The sequence below is a fragment of the Paenibacillus sp. BR1-192 genome, from assembly GCF_029542445.1.
GTDB classification, from domain to species: Bacteria; Bacillota; Bacilli; order Paenibacillales; family Paenibacillaceae; genus Paenibacillus_AQ; species Paenibacillus_AQ lautus_A.
The window spans coordinates 3,059,224-3,076,104 of sequence record NZ_CP120718.1; the positions used below are offsets into that span (position 1 = coordinate 3,059,224).

Sequence of the window (16,881 nt, forward strand, 5' to 3'; positions counted from 1 at the left end):
ATCAAAAAATATGTTGTTTATATTGTTATTAAAGTTATTGGATGAAGCGTTTCCAATACGACGTATTCATCTCATATGAACCGCAGGATGAGTGTATGTTCCTTGAGATCAAAAGGAGGTGCAGCAGCTTTTATCCCCATATGGCAAGTCATAATGGAATCGTAACGGAAGAACATTCAAAATCGAAGATAAGGGTGGTTGCGGAAATGAAAACCAGAGCAGGAATGATGATGACGCTGTTGACTGTTTTTTCACTAATTGTAAGCGCTTGCGGAGGAGGGCAATCAGGCGGAACTGAATCTGACGCCAATAAGGAACTGACGATGTGGACCTGGAAGGTGGCTTATACGCCGGGAATCGAGGCAGCCGCGAAGCTGTATGAGGAGAAAACGGGCGTCAAAGTCAAAGTGGAGACCTTCACGCCGGACGATACGTACCGCCAGAAATTTCAGGCTGCCGCTAACTCCAAGAATCTGCCGGATATCGTGAATTGGTGGGCAACTGCCGGCGATTCAATCGAGAACTCCGTGATGGAGCTCTCGGGAGAGGTTGGCGACGATATCTTGAGCACTTACTACAGTGCAGCCATGGATCCGATTATCGTCACGCAGAGTCAGGTTGATTCCTGGCAGGCGGACAAGAACGCCACAACGATTCAAAAGTCGCTGAAGGCCGGCCAGTTCTACGGGCTCCCCTTGGATATCGGCGGATTCTTTACCTTCTACGGGAACAAAAAGCTGATCGAAGAAGCGGGTCTGACCGCGGAAGCACCAAAAACCTGGGAGGAATTCGTCACGATGATGGAGACGATCAAAGAGAAGACGGGAACGCCCGGATTGGTGTTTGGAGCCAAGCTTCCTGATTTGTGGGAGAACTGGGCCGGATCGGCTTTGTCCATCATGCTGAATGAACCGCAAGGTTACATCGACCTGCTCGAACGGAAGTCCAAATTGAGCGATCCGGCGAATCTGCCGGTGGTGAAAGCGATGGAAACGTTAGCCAATAAAGATCTGTTAATGCCGGGCATTCTTTCGACGGATATCGATGGTGCCGATCAGGCATTTGCGGCAGGCAAAGCTGCTTTTGATCTGGGTGGTTCCTTCACGATGTCGACGCTGCTGGCCATGGGAATGAATCCGGAGGATATCATTACGTTCCCGGTGCCGCCGCTGGAAGGATCGAAGATTACGAGCTGGACGACGGATCCGTTTACTTTGACGATGCTGTCCGTGAACAAGGATTCCAAGAACAAGGATCAAGCGCTCGACTTCATTAAATTCTTGACCGCCGATCCGGATGCGGCCGTTGCGTTTGCTAATGCGGCGTATACCGTACCGGCACTGAACCTGGGTGACCGTGCGCAGGACCTGGACCCGAACCTGAAGTCGATATCGGAAGCGTTCGCAGCGGAGCCTGGCCCGTACAGCCAAGCGTCCCCAGCGATCAATACGTATCGCGGCAAGCATAAAGAGTGGGAAGTGTACGCCCAATCGATGCAATCCATGATCGAGAAGAAAATGACGGCCGAAGAAGTGGCCAAAACATTCGACGACACGATGGAAAGTCTGAAAGCCAGCGGCAACTAAGCCGCATACCGAGCGATCGGCCGGACCCGCCCCGGGTTCAGCCGATCGCTAAATTGAGAAGCCAAAGGTGATGGATCATGATAAAGAGTCGAAATAAGTGGGTGCCTTATCTTTTTTTACTGCCCGGCGTACTTCTGTTTCTTGCCATCGGCATATACTCGGTCGGATTCTCGATCATGCTCAGTTTTTATAACTGGTCAGGAATTGATTTTTCAACGGCGCGGTTCGAAGGGCTCGCGAATTTCCGTCAGTTCCTGCTTGGCGATGATCCGATCGTAACCCGAAATTTCTATAACGCGGTACTCCATAATCTGGTGATTGCCGTTTCCCAGGTCGTGGTCGTCGTACCGATCGCGCTTGTACTGGCCTTTGTGCTGCAGAACACAAAGGCGGCGTCCTGGTACCGCACAATCTACTTCCTGCCGATGATAGCATCCGGCGTGGCGATTTTCTATGTATGGAAAGGATTGTTTGAGCCAACCGGAGCTTTTAACTCGCTCTTCCTGTGGCTGGGGCTGGATTTCCTGGCGGTGCCCGGGGGGATGCTCGGAAGTTCATCGACCTCCTTGCTTGGCATTATTCTAACATCCATATGGGGCGGCCTGCCGGGAACGCTCATTCTGTATTACGCGGGCCTGACGTCCATCGATCCCACTCTTTACGAAGCCGCAAGCGTAGACGGCGCCAAAAAATCCACGATGATCATGAAAATCACGTGGCCGCTGCTGAAGCCCATCACGCTCATCGCCGTCATCCAGATGGTGAACGGTGCCTTCCAGGCCTTCGAGAATGTGTTCATCATGACGGGCGGCGGACCGGCGGGCAGCTCGGAGGTTATCGGCACCCTGGTATATCGAACAGCCTTCCTGAACAATGACTACGGTCTGGCCAGCGCGATTGGATGGGTATCTTTTCTGATTACCGGCGTTATCGCCATTTTCAGCATCCGTTCATTCCAGGCGGACATCTAAAGGAGGATCACATGGTCAAACTTATTAAACACGTCGTTCTCGTCCTGTACGGATTGACCTGCCTGTATCCTTTTGTATGGATGATCGGCACATCGCTGAAAACATCGCAGGATGCGCTAGCCAATCCGCAAAGCCCGTTTCCACAGGCCGCACCGGCTTGGTCCACGTTCGGAGAGGTATGGAACAAGCTGAATTTCTATCAATTTTTTGTCAACAGCGTGATCGTGAGTGCAGTCGTCATTGTCGGCGTCATCCTTATCTACACCATGATGGCATTTTCATTTGCGAAGTTTATTTATAGAGGCAAAAAATTCATCTACTACATGTTTATCGCACTTTTGCTCGTTCCGGGGGTAACTACGCTGATCCCGCTATATATCAACATGACAAATCTGGGGCTGCAAAATACGTACGTCGGCATGATCCTGCCCATGATCAACGGCGCCGCGCCGTTCGCCATTTTCTTGTTCACCAGCTATTTCCGCACGATTTCGCATGAGCTCTACGAGAGTGCCGTGCTGGACGGCTGCGACAATTTCAAAATCTATTACAGGATCTACCTGCCGCTTGCACTGCCTGCGATCGGAACGATTGCCATCCTGAACTTCATCGGCAGCTGGAACAATATCCTGTGGCCGATGATCATCGTGGACAGCCGGGATATGTTCACCTTGCCTATGGGACTGATGTACCTGGATTCTTCCTCCTTCAAGAAATGGAATGAATTGATGGCAGGCGCGTTGATTACGGTCATTCCGATTCTGGTCGCGTTCCCGTTCATGCAGAAGATGTACGTCAAGGGGATGACGGTCGGCTCGGTCAAAATGTAATACCGCTTGAACTCGTTATCATCGATAACGAATCAACCCTGAACTAAACCTTACAAGATTGGGATGAACTGGATGACTACAAAAACAGCGCACGTTATCGCGCATTCGCATTGGGATAGAGAGTGGTATCTGCCATATGAGAAGCACCGGCTGAGACTGGTTCGGCTGATGGAGGATGTCATCGAGACGTTTGAAAAGGACCCGGCATTCACAAGCTTTCACCTGGATGGCCAATATATCGTGCTGGAGGATTACTTGGAAATCATGCCGCACAGGGCGGACCAGGTCCGATCGTTGGTCGAACAGGGCAAGCTGATCGTGGGCCCTTGGTACATCCTTCAGGATGAATTCCTGGTCAGCAGCGAAGCCAACGCGCGCAACCTGTTGATCGGCATCAACGCATCAAGGAAAATGGGCGGTTACCCGAAGATCGGTTATTTCCCGGATTCCTTCGGCAACATGGGGCAGGCGCCGCAGCTGATCCGTCAGGCGGGCATCGAAGCAGCCGTGTATGGGCGCGGCGTGAAGCCCGTTGGATTTAATAACGAAATACAGTCAGGCAGCGGACACGGGCATACCTCCAAATACTCGGAGATGTTATGGGAATCGCCCGACGGTTCCAGGGTGCTGGCGATCCTGTTCGCCAATTGGTACAACAACGGGATGGAGATTCCAGTGGAGCCTGATGAGGCAAAAGCATACTGGTCTCGGAAGCTTGCCGAAGCCGAAGAATTCGCTTCAAGCCCGGAGCTGCTATTCTTGAACGGCTGCGACCATCAGCCGCTGCAGAAGGATCTGACGGTGGCTTTGCAAACGGCCGGCAGCATAGTGCCCGACGTGACGTTCCGCCACTCCAGCTTTCCGGAATATGTCGCGGCTTTGCGCAGTGCAAGCCCGGAGTCGCTGGACGTCATCCGCGGCGAGCTTCGAAGCCAATGGACCGACGGTTGGATGACGCTGGTGAATACGGCGTCCAGCCGTGTATATATCAAGCAGCAAAATGCGAAAACCCAAACGTTGCTGGAGAAAGTGGCCGAACCGCTGGGGGTTATGGCATCGCTGGCCGGTGCGGCGTATCCGCGGCATGAGCTGCTGTATGCCTGGAAGACGCTGCTTCAGAATCATCCGCATGACAGCATCTGCGGCTGCAGCATCGACGAAGTGCACCGGGAGATGTTGACGCGGTTTGCCAAATCGCAGCAGGTTGCCGAATCGGTTGCGACGAAGAGTGCCGCCTGGGTAGCGAAATCGGTAAATACCTCCGGCTTCGATCCGGAAGCCGCCCGCCCATTCGTCGTGTTCAACAGCTCGGGGCACGGCCGATCAGGAATCGTTAGGGCGACAGTGGAAGTGGAGCGGAGGTATTTTGACCGCCAGCCGCCGCATTTGAAGTATCAGGAGTTCAAACAACAATGGGAGGCATTTAATCCGAAAGAATGGGTTGTAACCGACAGTGATGGCCATCAGGTGGAAGCCGTGATTACGCCGATCGGGCCAGTCTTTGGTTATGATCTCCCGGATGACCGGTTCCGTCAGCCCTACTGGGCATATCAAGTGGAAGTGGAGCTTTACGTTCAAGTCATTCCAGGGATCGGCTACCGCACGTTCGCCTTGGTCCCTAAGGAAGTCCTAGGTGTGAAGGCGTGGGAAGCATCCGTATCCTCCGAGTTGGTTGCAGGCGATCATGTCATGGAAAACCGGTTCCTTCGCGTCGAGATTGCCAGAGACGGATCGTTTGCGTTATTGGATAAAGTAAACGGCCGCTTATATGATGGCTTGGGTCTTTACGAGGATACCGGCGATATCGGGAATGAATACATGTACAGGCAGCCGGATGATGAAGTAGCACTGACTACTCAAGGGCTCCCTGCGGACATTAAGCTTGTGCATCATACAAGGCTGAGAGCGGTATACCGAGTCGAGCACGCCTGGAAGCTTCCGACCCGTGCGGATGACCTGCTGGATGAAGAGATTCGGTCCATGGTGCCGTTCCGGTACCGTCAATCCCGGCGGGTGAGCGAGATGGCGGAGGTTCGGATTGTAACCGAGCTGACCCTTGAGAAGGACAGCCGTAGGGTCGGCATCAAGAGTTACATCGATAATACGGTGCGGGATCATCGCATCCGAATGCTGTTCAGAACCGGCCTTGAGGCGGACCATGTTACGGTTGACTCCATCTATGAGCTGGCGCAGCGTCCGATTCAACCGGAGGCGGAATGGAGCAATCCGAGCAATGCCCAGCATCAGAATGCCTTTGTTAGCATTAGCAATGGCCGTGAGGGACTTACGATAGTAAATAAAGGCCTGAACGAGTATGAAGTGCTTGCCGAAGGGAATACACTTGCGGTTACCTTGCTTCGCGGAGTTCGGGAGCTGGGGGATTGGGGCGTATTCGCGACTCCTGAAGCGCAGTGCCTGGGGCAGCACACCCTGGAGATGGAACTGATCGCGCATGATCTGGACGTTATCCGTTCCCGTGCTTATGTGCAGGCGTATCAATTCCCGGTTCCATGGACGGTGCAGCAGACCGGCGTGCATGGAGGAACGCTGCCAGCTTCTCAGGAGTTTTTGCAATGGGAGGGCGAAGGTCTTGCTTTCAGTGCGCTGAAACAGGGCGAAGAGAAGCATGATCTGATGTTCCGGGTTTTCAATGTGTCTTCGGAAGCTGCAATGATGAAGGTGAAACCTTCGTTTCAGGTTGATCAAGTTTATGAAAGCACGATTATTGAAGAAATGGGGGAAACCTTGAGTCCGGACGAGGATGAACGTTATGCGTTGAAGGTCGGCCCGGCAACAATTCAGACCCTTGGCATGCAAACGCCGGCTCGATGATCCACGCAGATCTCTTTGAATAGAAGGAGGGGAAGGACATGGCTAACATTTCAGGCATTCAGTGTATTCGTACCCGGCATGACGGAAGCTGGGTCATTGTCAAAGTGCTGACGGACCAGGACGGCCTGTACGGGATCGGCTCTGCCAGCGATATATACCAGCCCGGAGCGATTGTCAGCGTCATCGAAGAATTGCTGAAGCCGCTTCTGATCGGCCGGGACGCGAGCCAGATCGAGGACATCTGGCAAACGATGTATACCAGCGGATATTGGCGCAACGGTTCGACGCTTCATACGGCGATGGGCGGCATAGATATGGCATTATGGGACATTAAGGGCAAGGAGGCGGGGCTTCCGGTGTATCAGCTGCTCGGCGGCGCCGTCCGTTCTGCCGTGCCTTGTTATGCGCATGCCAACGGTTCCACCTATGAGCAGCTGGAAGAAGAGGTGATGGCTTATCAAGAGCAAGGCTATGGCGTCATCCGCTGCCAGCTTGGCGGATACGGCGGCGGCGGTTTTGTATCCTCTCGGCTGCCGTCAACGATTTTTCCGCCTGCGAATCGATTTGATGAAGCCAGTTACATTACAGCCATTCCGGATATGTTTGAAAAGCTTCGCGTTCGATTCGGCATGAATCTGTCTTTCACGCATGACGTGCACGAGCATTTGACGCCCTCGGGAGCGGTTGCCCTATCCAAGGAGCTTGATCCATACCGCTTGTTCTTCTTGGAGGATCTGCTTCCGGCGGAGCATACGGACTGGTATCGCAGCGTGAGGCTGAACAGCACGACCCCGCAAGCCGTGGGCGAGCTGTTCGTGCATCCTCGGGAATGGCTGCCATTGGTCAAAGAGCGCTTGATTGACTTCGTAAGGATGCGTGTCTCCAAGGCCGGAGGGATTACGCCATGCCGCAAAATCGCCGCCGTCTGCGAAGCATTCGGCGTCCGTACCGCATGGCAGGAAGGCGGGGAGAACGATCCGGTGAATCAAGCGGCCGCCGCCCATTTGGACATGGCCATCATGAGTTTCGGCGTGCAGGAGAGCAACCATTTCCGCGCAGAGGAGCAGGAAGCCTTTCCCGGCCATGCCGTGCTGGAAGGCGGGCATCTGCAGCTTAACGACAAACCGGGGCTCGGGATCGATATCGATGAGGCTAAAGCGGCCGCCTTGCTGCGCGATCCGAAGCGCCTGACATCCTATCACCACCCATACAAGCTGGACCGCAAGCCGGACGGAACGCTACTTCGGCCGTAAGGCTAATGACAAGGAGGCATCATCATGAACAGAATCATCGTCACAGGCTCGGAAGGCAAACTCGGACATTACGTGGTGGAAGAGTTGAACCGGGCGGGTTACAAGGTCATTGGGACGGATACCCGCCCGTCCAGCGGAAGGAACCGGTATGCCCGCTATGTGCAAGGGGATTTGAATCAACTTGGAGAGGTATATGGATTATTAGCCGAGGCGGATGCCGTGATTCATTTGGCGGCTATACCGAATCCGGTCAGTTATTCGCCTGAGCGGATATTCGCTAACAATGTCATGTCCACCTATAACGTTATGGAGGCCGCATCGAAGCTGGGTATCCAGCGTGTCGTATTCGGATCCAGCGAGTCGGCTTACGGCTTTTGCTGGGCAAAGCATCCGTTTGCGCCTCACTATCTTCCCGTGGACGAAGACCACCCCCTGCTGCCGCAGGAGAGCTATGGACTATCCAAACAGACCAACGAGCATATCGGCGACATGTTTGCCAGACGGGTGAACATGCAAGTCTTCGCGATGAGGTTTTCATTAGTTCTGACGCCGGAAGAGTATAGCCGCGAGATCGCTGCTTTCTCCGACACCGCCAGGCACCATCGTATTTTATGGAGCTACGTCGATGCGAGAGATGCAGCCACCGCCTGCCGTCTAGCGCTAGAAACAAGCCCTAACGAATCGCAGGAGGCCTGCCGACTGGATGTGACGGCCAGCGATATTCTCAGCGATGTTGGTCTGGAAGAGCTGGCACGGCGATATTATCCGCAGGTACCATTGCCAGGGACCTCTATTCAGGAATTGACCGCTTTCGTATCCAATCGGCGCGCACGAGAGCGGCTGAACTGGAAGCCGGTGCATTCATGGAGGGAAATTCTAGGACAGCAAGACATGCAATAAGGAATAACCCAAACCCGATCCATTGATTATTGAAACTATTGGAATCGTGTCGTCTGGTCCGTTATTGTAGCAGACCTGCAGTATCTTGGTGCATGTACGGATGCTGCAGGGGACGGACGGTTATTTTCTACCGGAAGAAACGCTGACCTCGGAAGAGGCGTCAGTGCTCCTGTAACGCTTGTATAATCTGCTGCCATACCCCATGTAATTTCTTGTGCCCAGACTTAGCTGCCATCAGCATGAGCTTATAAGGCTTCATCAATAGAATCCGAGGAGGGTCCTAACCTATGAATAAGATGAACATGCATCCCTATGCAACGATACAGCAAAAAACTACTTCGATGAATCCCGTTATTACCAGCATCTACACGGCAGATCCCTCGGCCCATGTGTGGAATGACGGCAAAATCTACGTATACGCCTCGCATGACGTGGATCCGCCCCGAGGCTGCGACCTGATGGACCGCTATCACGTATTCTCCTCGGAGGACATGGTGCATTGGCAGGACCAAGGTGAAATCTTAAACTCCGATGAAGTGAGCTGGGGCCGGCCGGAAGGCGGATTTATGTGGGCGCCGGACTGTGCTTATCGAAATGGAACCTATTACTTCTATTATCCTCACCCGAGCGGATCGGATTGGAACGATACCTGGAAGATCGGAGTCGCCACGAGCGACAAACCTGCCAGCGGGTTTATCGACCAAGGATACATCCAAGGCCTGGGAGGTTTTGCGATGATCGACCCGGCCGTATGGGTTGACGATGACAACCGTGCGTATATGTACTACGGCGGGGGCGGCGTTTGCGCCGGGGTCGAGCTGAACGATGACATGATGACGATTCATGGGGACGTTCAAGTCATGGAAGGGCTGGAGGATTTTCACGAAGCTGCCTGGGTATTCAAAAGAGAGGGCCAGTATTATCTGACTTACGCGGACAATCTGGAAGGAAATAATCGAATGCGTTATGCCACCAGTGACCATCCGCTCGGACCTTGGACATATCAAGGCATATTCCTGGAGCCGACGGGCTGTTCAACGACGCATGGATCCGTGGTCGAGTTCAAAGGAAGCTGGTATTTGTTCTATCACAATCAAGCGATATCAGGTGAGGGCACTCTCCGGAGCGTATGTATTGATGAGCTGCACTTTAATGAGGATGGCACGATCCAGACCGTGCGCCAAACGCTCGATGGGGTTAAGCCCGCTCAGGGAGGGCCTACGTGCTCTCCGAAGCTGGAGGTGTATGAGGCAGCTTTATGCCAAGTGGTCGGCGGTGCGGAGCTTAAACAAGCCGCGGACGGCGTTACCGTTGCAACCCATCTCAGATCCGATACGGCCTGCTGCCGATTTGGCGATATCAAAGGCGGATCGACTGGAGGCAGGGCTGAAGTCGGAATCGTCTACGGTACGGCGGAACGCTTGGCTAAACTGAGATTGAGCGTAAACGGTACTGATTATTCGTTCGTAAACGCATTGGGCACGGGAGGTATCCACGAAAGAACGGGATACACGGGCATTATGGTTGTGCTGAATGCCGGCAACGGGAATACGGTCGAGTGGAGCGGGGGACATGGCGAGATAGCGATTGAGGCGTTAATCGTCAAGCATCTGAAAGATTGATTACGCGATTATTCATTATGGATACCATAGAACAAGTGGGAAGGTACAGGGATGGATAAGGGTTGGCCTGTGCATGCAATCGCTTATGGCGGACATGCGCAGGCTTTTATTGTGCGGGAAGAATAAAAAAAGCGGGCGAGATTCTATCTCGACACCGCTATCTTTTACATCCTGAATGCATGCCCCCGAACGTGAAACATGCAGAGCGACATTCCAACTTGCAATTCCATGAAGCCGCATGTCCTCCAGTGCTCTTACATGATCTTGTTTAAGTGAAGCATATATTCGCCACGGTTCAGCGGGTTGACTTGCCGACGTGTATTGACTTGGAAGGGAGCTTGCACCTTCGTATAACCGCCTGGTTTAACGGTTAGCATGCCTTCGCCGCTCGTAAGGGAATGAACCTCGGCTTTCAGCAAGTCGGTAGTCCGCACCGGAATGGTGCCGTGAACGTGGACGGTACCGTTATGGAACGCGGGTTCCTGATAAGTGCCGTCCAGCGCGGCTAATTTGGATAGTACTTTGCTTAAGCTGTTTTCCGGCAGAATGAATTGGATCACGTTCATGGGCTCGTATACTTCCGTCCCTGCTTGGTCGAGCGCAGCCATGAGGACTAGAGGAGTCAAGCTTCGAAAGTCCTTTGCCGTCGAAACCGGGCTTGCGTAACCGGTATGCGTCAGCGTTACGATCGTATCGGTCACGGCCCATCCGTACAAACCTTCCTGAAGCACCTCGAATACCGTGTCTTTAATTGCTTTCTGAAAAGCTAAGGGAAGGGAGCCCAGCTCCACTTCCAGCCTGTACTGAATTCCGGTACCGAACTCGCCAGGTTCGACCCTGATGCCCACCGTTGCATAAAAAGGACACTCGCCTATATATTCAACAGCTTCTCCCGTGCCATAAGGCTTCTCGATGCAAATCACCCGCGGAGCGGAAAATACGGCTTCGATGCCGTACTGCTGCAGAATCGTTTCCAGCAGAATTTCTTGCTGGACTTTGCCGAATACATGGATGACATTCTCGCTTGTTTTCGTGTCCTGGCTATATTGCAGAAACGGATCCTCTTCGGTGAGATCGCTTAAGGCGGCATGCAGCTGATGTTTCTCCGCGGAATGAACGGCCGAAACCTGGACTTGAATCGGCGGCTTTTGAAAATGAACTGTCTTCATCCTCCCGGAAACGCTGCCGATGACGTCGCCCACCTTGAGTTCGCCGTCGATAAGAATGGCGATGTCGCCTGCGCCGATTCCATGGACCGGAATGGATTTCCCCTGGTGCAGAGCATGAAGCTGCTTCACCTTGAGCGTCGAGGTTTGTCCGTTCTGATGGATCACCGGAATTTCATCACGATACTGGATGCTGCCAGCGTACAGGCGGAGGTATACATTCCGCTCCCCATTCGGTCGTCTGATCACTTTGAATACCAAGCCGGATAACGGTTCATGCTGAAGCATCGACGATGGGTTTACCGGGAAAAAATCGCCGAGCGCTTGAAGCAGCGGTTCTATGCCGAGACCTTTGGCTGCTGAACCTGCAAATAGGGGATAAGCTTTGCCTTGGCGCGTTTGCCTCCGCAATTCCTCCTGCAGCCGTTGGTGTGATATCGGAATATCCAGGGCATAATCGTTCAGCAGATCGTCATTGGACAATGCCAGGGTTTCTACCCAGCCTGCGTGGTGGGGATCGGCCGCGTCCGCCTGAACGGCTGCGCCGCCTTCCTTGATGACCGAACTCATTTCGCAAATATGTTCGTCAAGCAGATGGCGTATCATCGCATAAACCTTCCGGTAGTCGGCGCCCATTCGATCGATTTTGTTCATGAATAATAGGGTGGGTATCTTTTGTTCCTTCAATGTCTGCATGAGCACCCGGGTTTGGGACTGTACGCCTTCAACGGCGGAAATGACCAGAATGACGCCATCCAGTACGCTAAGCGAATGCTCAACCTCCGAGATGAAGTCGGCATGGCCGGGCGTGTCGATGAGATTGACTTTCAGATCGCCCAGCATGAACGATACCGCGGCGGATTTGATCGTAATGCCCCGTCTCCGCTCAATGTCCAATGAATCCGTGGTCGTATTGCCATGGTCCACCGAGCCTGCTTGTTCAATAATCCCGGCCTTAAATAGAATTTGCTCCGTCAGCGTAGTTTTACCGGCGTCAACATGGGCCAAAACTCCAATGTTCAATATGTTCTTCATATATCGTAACCCTCATTCGTTTCATCATTTGTAGTCCTTTCGGTTGGATGTCGTTGTGACATTGCCGCATAGATATCGCCTCCATGTAGAATAAAGTTAATTCTAGTTTATCCATTGAGAAGGGAACGGAATATGGAATAAATGCTTATAATCATTCATTATCTTGCACGGTACCTGACAACGTGCTGCGTCCTGTTTGGGTTTACATATTTATTACCGTGAAATATCGCCCGAGTTGAATTAGGATAGAGGCATAAACCATGTTGAAGGAGTCTTGCATTTGATATCACTTCATGTCATAGATAAAGATAATTGGGAGGATTGCATCCGCCTTAAACCCAAACCTGAACAGGAGAAATGGATTGCCCCTAATCTATATTCCATAGCGGAAGCTCAATTTATGGAGGGTTTCGAAACGAGAGCCATTTTCCATGATGAAGAAATGATCGGATTTGTTATGTACGGACTGCACCCGCACGATGACAACTATTGGATATACCGATTTATGATCGACGGCAAATTTCAGGGAATGCATTATGCCAAGCCTGCGATTCGCCTGGTTCTTGATGAGATTCGCCATTCGCCGAATCGTACGGACGATGTTATGCTGTGTTACAAACCCGGGAACGAGCATGCAAAAAGGCTCTATACCCAAATCGGGTTTACGGAAGCCGGTTATGCTCCCTGGGGAGATGTGATGGCTAAATATAGTTTTGTATAATATAGACGTTCATAATGTGAAACCGTGCGTTCTGCCATAACTTATGGTGGCACTATCAAAGAGGATGGGAGGGGACTGCGATTCGAACCTTAGCGATAAGCGACATTCATGGCTGCTATGATGAATTCAATCGGTTATTGTCCGAAGTGCGGTATCATCCCGCACAGGATAAGCTGGTCCTGCTTGGGGATTATGTGGATCGCGGATCTAAAAGCAAAGAAGTGATTGAGCAGGTGATGGGAATGCGGGATTCCGGCGTCATCACCCTTCGCGGGAATCATGATCAAATGATGCTGGATGCCATTCTGCTGGATACGGACGAAGCGAATTCACGCTGGATTCGCAATGGTGCGCGAAATACGATTGAAAGTTATTGCGGCGCCGATTTTTTTGATGGCGATCTGGATCGCTCCAGATACAATGAAGGCAAGGCCTACATAAAACGGCATTATGAGCATCATTTATCATTTCTCGATACATTGCCCCTGTACTATGAAACAGACACCCACATATTCGTGCATGCCGGAATCAATCCGGGCGTGGAAGACTGGAAGCAGCAGCCTCCACATGATTTCATCTGGATACGGGAACCATTCTTCAATTATCCCACCGGCATCGACAAAACCGTGGTATTCGGGCATACCCCGGCCGTCAACTTGCATGACTCGGAGCATATTTGGTTCTGTGGCGATGGGGACAAAATCGGCATCGATGGGGCATGCGTATACGGTAAGCAGTTGAACTGCCTGGAAATCACGGAACAACTGGAATACCGAACGTATTTTGTCCGGTCCGTGCCTGCGGAGTGATAGGTAGAGTATGTTATTCTATCATTAAAGCCATGGTTTAACAGACATAATAGGAGGATCAGTCCATGTTGATGATGAACGAAAAGATAAAAGCGCGCGAAGTCGAGCTTACCGGCTTGAACGGCGAGGAGTTGGGCGTCGTCTCCAGGGAAGAGGCGCTTGCCCTGGCTAAGCGTCACAAAGCCGATTTGGTGTGCACCTCGTTGTTCAGCAGCCCGCCGCCATGCAAGCTCGTAAGCCGCGGCCAAGCGAAGCAGGAGGCGGTTAAAGCGAAGCAGCAGGTTTCGGGCGGTCCGATCAAGGTCAAGGAATTCCGCCTGTCCGTACATATCGAAGAGCATGATTACGACACCAAGCTCTCGCAGATGCATAAGCTGCTGGCAGCGGGCAAAGCCGTCCAGCCGGTCATACGCATCCAGGGCAAGGAAGGCGAAGCGGCCCGTAAGCTGCTTGAACGACTCGTTCAAGATCTGGCCGGGGTGGGTAAGAAGGAAACGGGCATACAGGTTAGCGGCAAACAGGCCGCGGTGAAGCTGCTGCCGGTATAATCTTGCGGAACGTCTTTCAAGGGCGTTTCATTATTGGTGGCGTACAGCGGTTTACTTTTTGAGTTTCTGGTGATATTATGGATCAAATTATAAACGCCATGAAGAGAAGAGTAGATGAACAGGAATCCCTGCAGAGAGCTCCGGTATGCTGAAAAGGAGCGGGAAGCCCTTCATTGAACCAAGCCTCCGAGCGGCGCATCGGAACTTATGGATAAGGGATGGTGCGACAGGAGCTCCTGTTACAGAGCTAGGGTATAAGCGATCGCGTGATGGCCGTACCCGATAAGGCTGGTATCGAGAGATATCGGCAAACCGGGGTGGCACCGCGAAACGAATCTCGTCCCCAAGACTTATGTCTTGGAGACGGGATTTTTTGTTTTATACGGCATTGCGGCAGTAATCAAACATAGGGAGGATTCAGGTATGAGCAACGACTACAACAATGGAGCGGAAACGGCGGATTTTTTGACCAGGATGATCAAGGACGATGTGGAGAACAACGTATATCACAGGACGGTGGCTACGCGGTTCCCGCCAGAGCCCAACGGTTATCTGCACATCGGCAGCGCCTATGCAATCCACATTAACCATGCCATCGCCAGCCGGTTTAACGGGACATTCAATCTTCGGTTCGACGATACGAATCCGCTGAAGGAAGACATGAAATACGTGGATGCGATCCGGGAGGATATCGAGTGGCTCGGACTGAAGCCGGGCGTTTATTTCGGATCGGATTATGCGCATCAAATCGCTGAGGCAGCAAGGAAACTCATCAAAAAGGGGAAGGCATATGTCTGTGATCTCACGCCGGTACAAATGACGGAATACCGGGGGACGCTGACCGAAGCCGGCATGAACAGCCCGTTTCGAGAGCGCAGCATCGAGGAGAATGTATCGTTATTCGAACAAATGCTGGCAGGGGCATTCCGAACGTCCGCGAAAGTGCTCCGGGCCAAAATCGATATGTCTTCGCCCAACATGAATCTGAGAGATCCTGTCTTATACCGGATTATTCATGCCGAGCATTATCGTACGGGAACCACGTGGTGCGTGTACTCGATGTATGATTTTGCCCATCCGATCCAGGATTGGATTGAAGGAATCACGCATTCGCTGTGCTCTGCCGAATTTAAAGAGCATCGACCGCTGTACGAATGGGTGCTGGCCGAGCATGTCGTGAAAGACCCGGCAACGGGGGACATCATGGAAATTCACTGCACGTATGATCCACTGACGAAGAGCGTCAGCGGATTCAAAGGGCGCAAGGTGAAATCCACGCTGCACTGGGTCTCTGCGAAGCATGGGATTCCGGCGGAGCTTCACTTGTACGATACATTATTGAAGGAATCGGCCGAGCTGTTGGAATCGGATAATATTTGGGCGGATCTCCTGAATCCGGAGTCGTTGATTCGGATCAAAGACGCCATACTGGAGCCCTCCATGAAGGAACCGGCCATGAACCAAACGTACCAATTTATCAGACACGGCTATTTCTGCTTGGATTCCAAGCATGCAACAGAGCAAGATCTGGTGTTTAACCGGATTGTTTCGTTGAAGGATTCATGGAAGAAGACGGGCAAGAATTAAAGGATACGATCAGGGGGCCCCGATCGTCGGGTACGGACATTCAGACAGCGCAAAGAAGCCGGCAGCGAGTGGCTGCCGGAGATTCCATTGCGAAGGTCTTGGTCAATGATCCTGTGTATGCTGCTATTCATGGGACGTTAAGACGTCCAATGTGCCGGCCGGGCTAAGGAAGAAGGTAGCCGGGTGCTTGCGTCTCCCTTCGCCGCGTTAACCTGGAATTGAGTCAGGAAGATGCTGTTCGTTAAATTAGCTCCCCTTAGGTCGGCATCCCGGAAATCGGCCCCGATCAAATCCGCGGCCCGCAGATCGGCTCCTCTGAGGTCCGCCGCAATGAGGTAAGCTCCTCTCAGATTGGCGTATCTTAGGTCAGCTCCTTTAAGCTTTGCTCCCATGAGATCGGCACCACGGCCCCCGATCTTCTGACGCACGGGCGGCCCTTTATGCTTCTGTCGCGCATCGTTCCGCACAAGCTCACTGGTTCGAAGAAGCAGCTGGTTCACTTCAGCGCGATGAGCTGCCACATCCAGCCGTAGCAGGGATGCGGCAGGAAGCTGGGTCAACTTCCTCGTCGCTTCCAGCGACGATTTAAGATCAGAATGTATGGCATGCGCCGGCTGCAAACTCAGCGCTTCGTTCAGATACCATAACAGCTCTTGAAGCTGTCGCATAATCGGAAATACGTCGAACATTTCTTTTGCCGTCTCCGGGGCCTGCCGCCAGTCGCGTCCGTTATAGGTAACCTGTGAAACCATTTGCCCCGCGCCGAAGCATTCATAAACGGTGCATCCCCGCATGCCGCGCTGCCGCAGGCTGTTGTGCACGCCGCATCGGAAGTCGGATTGCAGATGGCGGCAAGGGGTCCCGCCGTCTTTGTCGATGGCAAAATCGGTGGAGGAAGCGAAAGGCAAAGCGACGCAGCATAATCCAAAGCAGCGTTCGCAATCCGATTGCAATTGAATTCGGCCCTGTTCATCAGGGATGTGTTCTTGTCTGTCTAGCATGCGTAGAGGTGCTCCTTCCG

Annotated in this window: 13 protein-coding genes and 1 other annotated feature; of the genes, 11 read left to right on the forward strand and 2 right to left on the reverse strand. The window is 52.6% G+C overall.

Annotation, left to right across the window (positions count from 1 at the left end; all coding sequences use genetic code 11):
- Nucleotides 1–206: 206 nt before the first annotated feature.
- The 7 genes from P0X86_RS13720 (at nt 207) to P0X86_RS13750 (ending at nt 9,994) form a co-directional block, all read left to right on the forward strand.
- A complete protein-coding gene (locus P0X86_RS13720; RefSeq protein WP_277748694.1) occupies nt 207–1,586 on the forward strand; it encodes an ABC transporter substrate-binding protein in 1,380 nt (459 codons plus the stop codon).
- Between the two features lie 77 nt (nt 1,587–1,663).
- Nucleotides 1,664–2,557, forward strand: a complete 894-nt coding sequence (locus P0X86_RS13725; RefSeq protein ID WP_096775454.1) for a carbohydrate ABC transporter permease — start codon at nt 1,664–1,666, stop codon at nt 2,555–2,557.
- A gap of 11 nt (nt 2,558–2,568) precedes the next feature.
- A complete protein-coding gene (locus P0X86_RS13730) occupies nt 2,569–3,387 on the forward strand; it encodes a carbohydrate ABC transporter permease (protein WP_176502492.1) in 819 nt (272 codons plus the stop codon).
- Between the two features lie 72 nt (nt 3,388–3,459).
- Nucleotides 3,460–6,219: an alpha-mannosidase gene (locus P0X86_RS13735; RefSeq protein ID WP_277748695.1), complete on the forward strand. Its 2,760-nt coding sequence runs from the start codon at nt 3,460–3,462 to the stop codon at nt 6,217–6,219.
- 38 nt (nt 6,220–6,257) lie between these two features.
- Nucleotides 6,258–7,472: an enolase C-terminal domain-like protein gene (locus tag P0X86_RS13740; protein ID WP_277748696.1), complete on the forward strand. Its 1,215-nt coding sequence runs from the start codon at nt 6,258–6,260 to the stop codon at nt 7,470–7,472.
- A gap of 24 nt (nt 7,473–7,496) precedes the next feature.
- Nucleotides 7,497–8,372: an NAD-dependent epimerase/dehydratase family protein gene (locus P0X86_RS13745; RefSeq protein ID WP_277748697.1), complete on the forward strand. Its 876-nt coding sequence runs from the start codon at nt 7,497–7,499 to the stop codon at nt 8,370–8,372.
- Between the two features lie 287 nt (nt 8,373–8,659).
- Nucleotides 8,660–9,994: a family 43 glycosylhydrolase gene (locus P0X86_RS13750; protein ID WP_277748698.1), complete on the forward strand. Its 1,335-nt coding sequence runs from the start codon at nt 8,660–8,662 to the stop codon at nt 9,992–9,994.
- Nucleotides 9,995–10,248: 254 nt separating this feature from the next.
- Here P0X86_RS13750 and P0X86_RS13755 read toward each other — a convergent pair whose 3' ends face one another.
- Nucleotides 10,249–12,195 carry an elongation factor G gene (locus tag P0X86_RS13755; protein ID WP_277748699.1) on the reverse strand — a complete coding sequence of 649 codons (1,947 nt, stop codon included), beginning with the start codon at nt 12,193–12,195 and terminating at the stop codon, nt 10,249–10,251.
- Between the two features lie 280 nt (nt 12,196–12,475).
- On the opposite strand from P0X86_RS13755, the gene P0X86_RS13760 reads away from it, so the two are divergent.
- The 4 genes from P0X86_RS13760 (at nt 12,476) to P0X86_RS13775 (ending at nt 15,860) form a co-directional block, all read left to right on the forward strand.
- On the forward strand, nt 12,476–12,916 hold the full coding sequence (locus P0X86_RS13760) for a GNAT family N-acetyltransferase (protein WP_192572238.1): 441 nt from the start codon (nt 12,476–12,478) through the stop codon (nt 12,914–12,916).
- A 95-nt stretch (nt 12,917–13,011) separates the two neighbouring features.
- Nucleotides 13,012–13,725 (forward strand): metallophosphoesterase family protein, encoded by a 714-nt coding sequence (locus P0X86_RS13765; RefSeq protein WP_347177554.1) that lies wholly within the window; start codon nt 13,012–13,014, stop codon nt 13,723–13,725.
- Between the two features lie 65 nt (nt 13,726–13,790).
- On the forward strand, nt 13,791–14,273 hold the full coding sequence (gene infC, locus P0X86_RS13770; protein ID WP_036663531.1) for a translation initiation factor IF-3: 483 nt from the start codon (nt 13,791–13,793) through the stop codon (nt 14,271–14,273).
- A gap of 89 nt (nt 14,274–14,362) precedes the next feature.
- Nucleotides 14,363–14,621 (forward strand) — a binding site (T-box leader).
- 75 nt (nt 14,622–14,696) lie between these two features.
- Nucleotides 14,697–15,860, forward strand: coding sequence for a glutamate--tRNA ligase family protein (locus tag P0X86_RS13775; RefSeq protein ID WP_277748700.1), 1,164 nt, complete (start codon nt 14,697–14,699; stop codon nt 15,858–15,860).
- 137 nt (nt 15,861–15,997) lie between these two features.
- Here P0X86_RS13775 and P0X86_RS13780 read toward each other — a convergent pair whose 3' ends face one another.
- Entirely contained in the window at nt 15,998–16,861 is an 864-nt protein-coding gene (locus P0X86_RS13780; RefSeq protein WP_213578085.1) for a pentapeptide repeat-containing protein, read from the reverse strand.
- Nucleotides 16,862–16,881 lie beyond the last annotated feature (20 nt).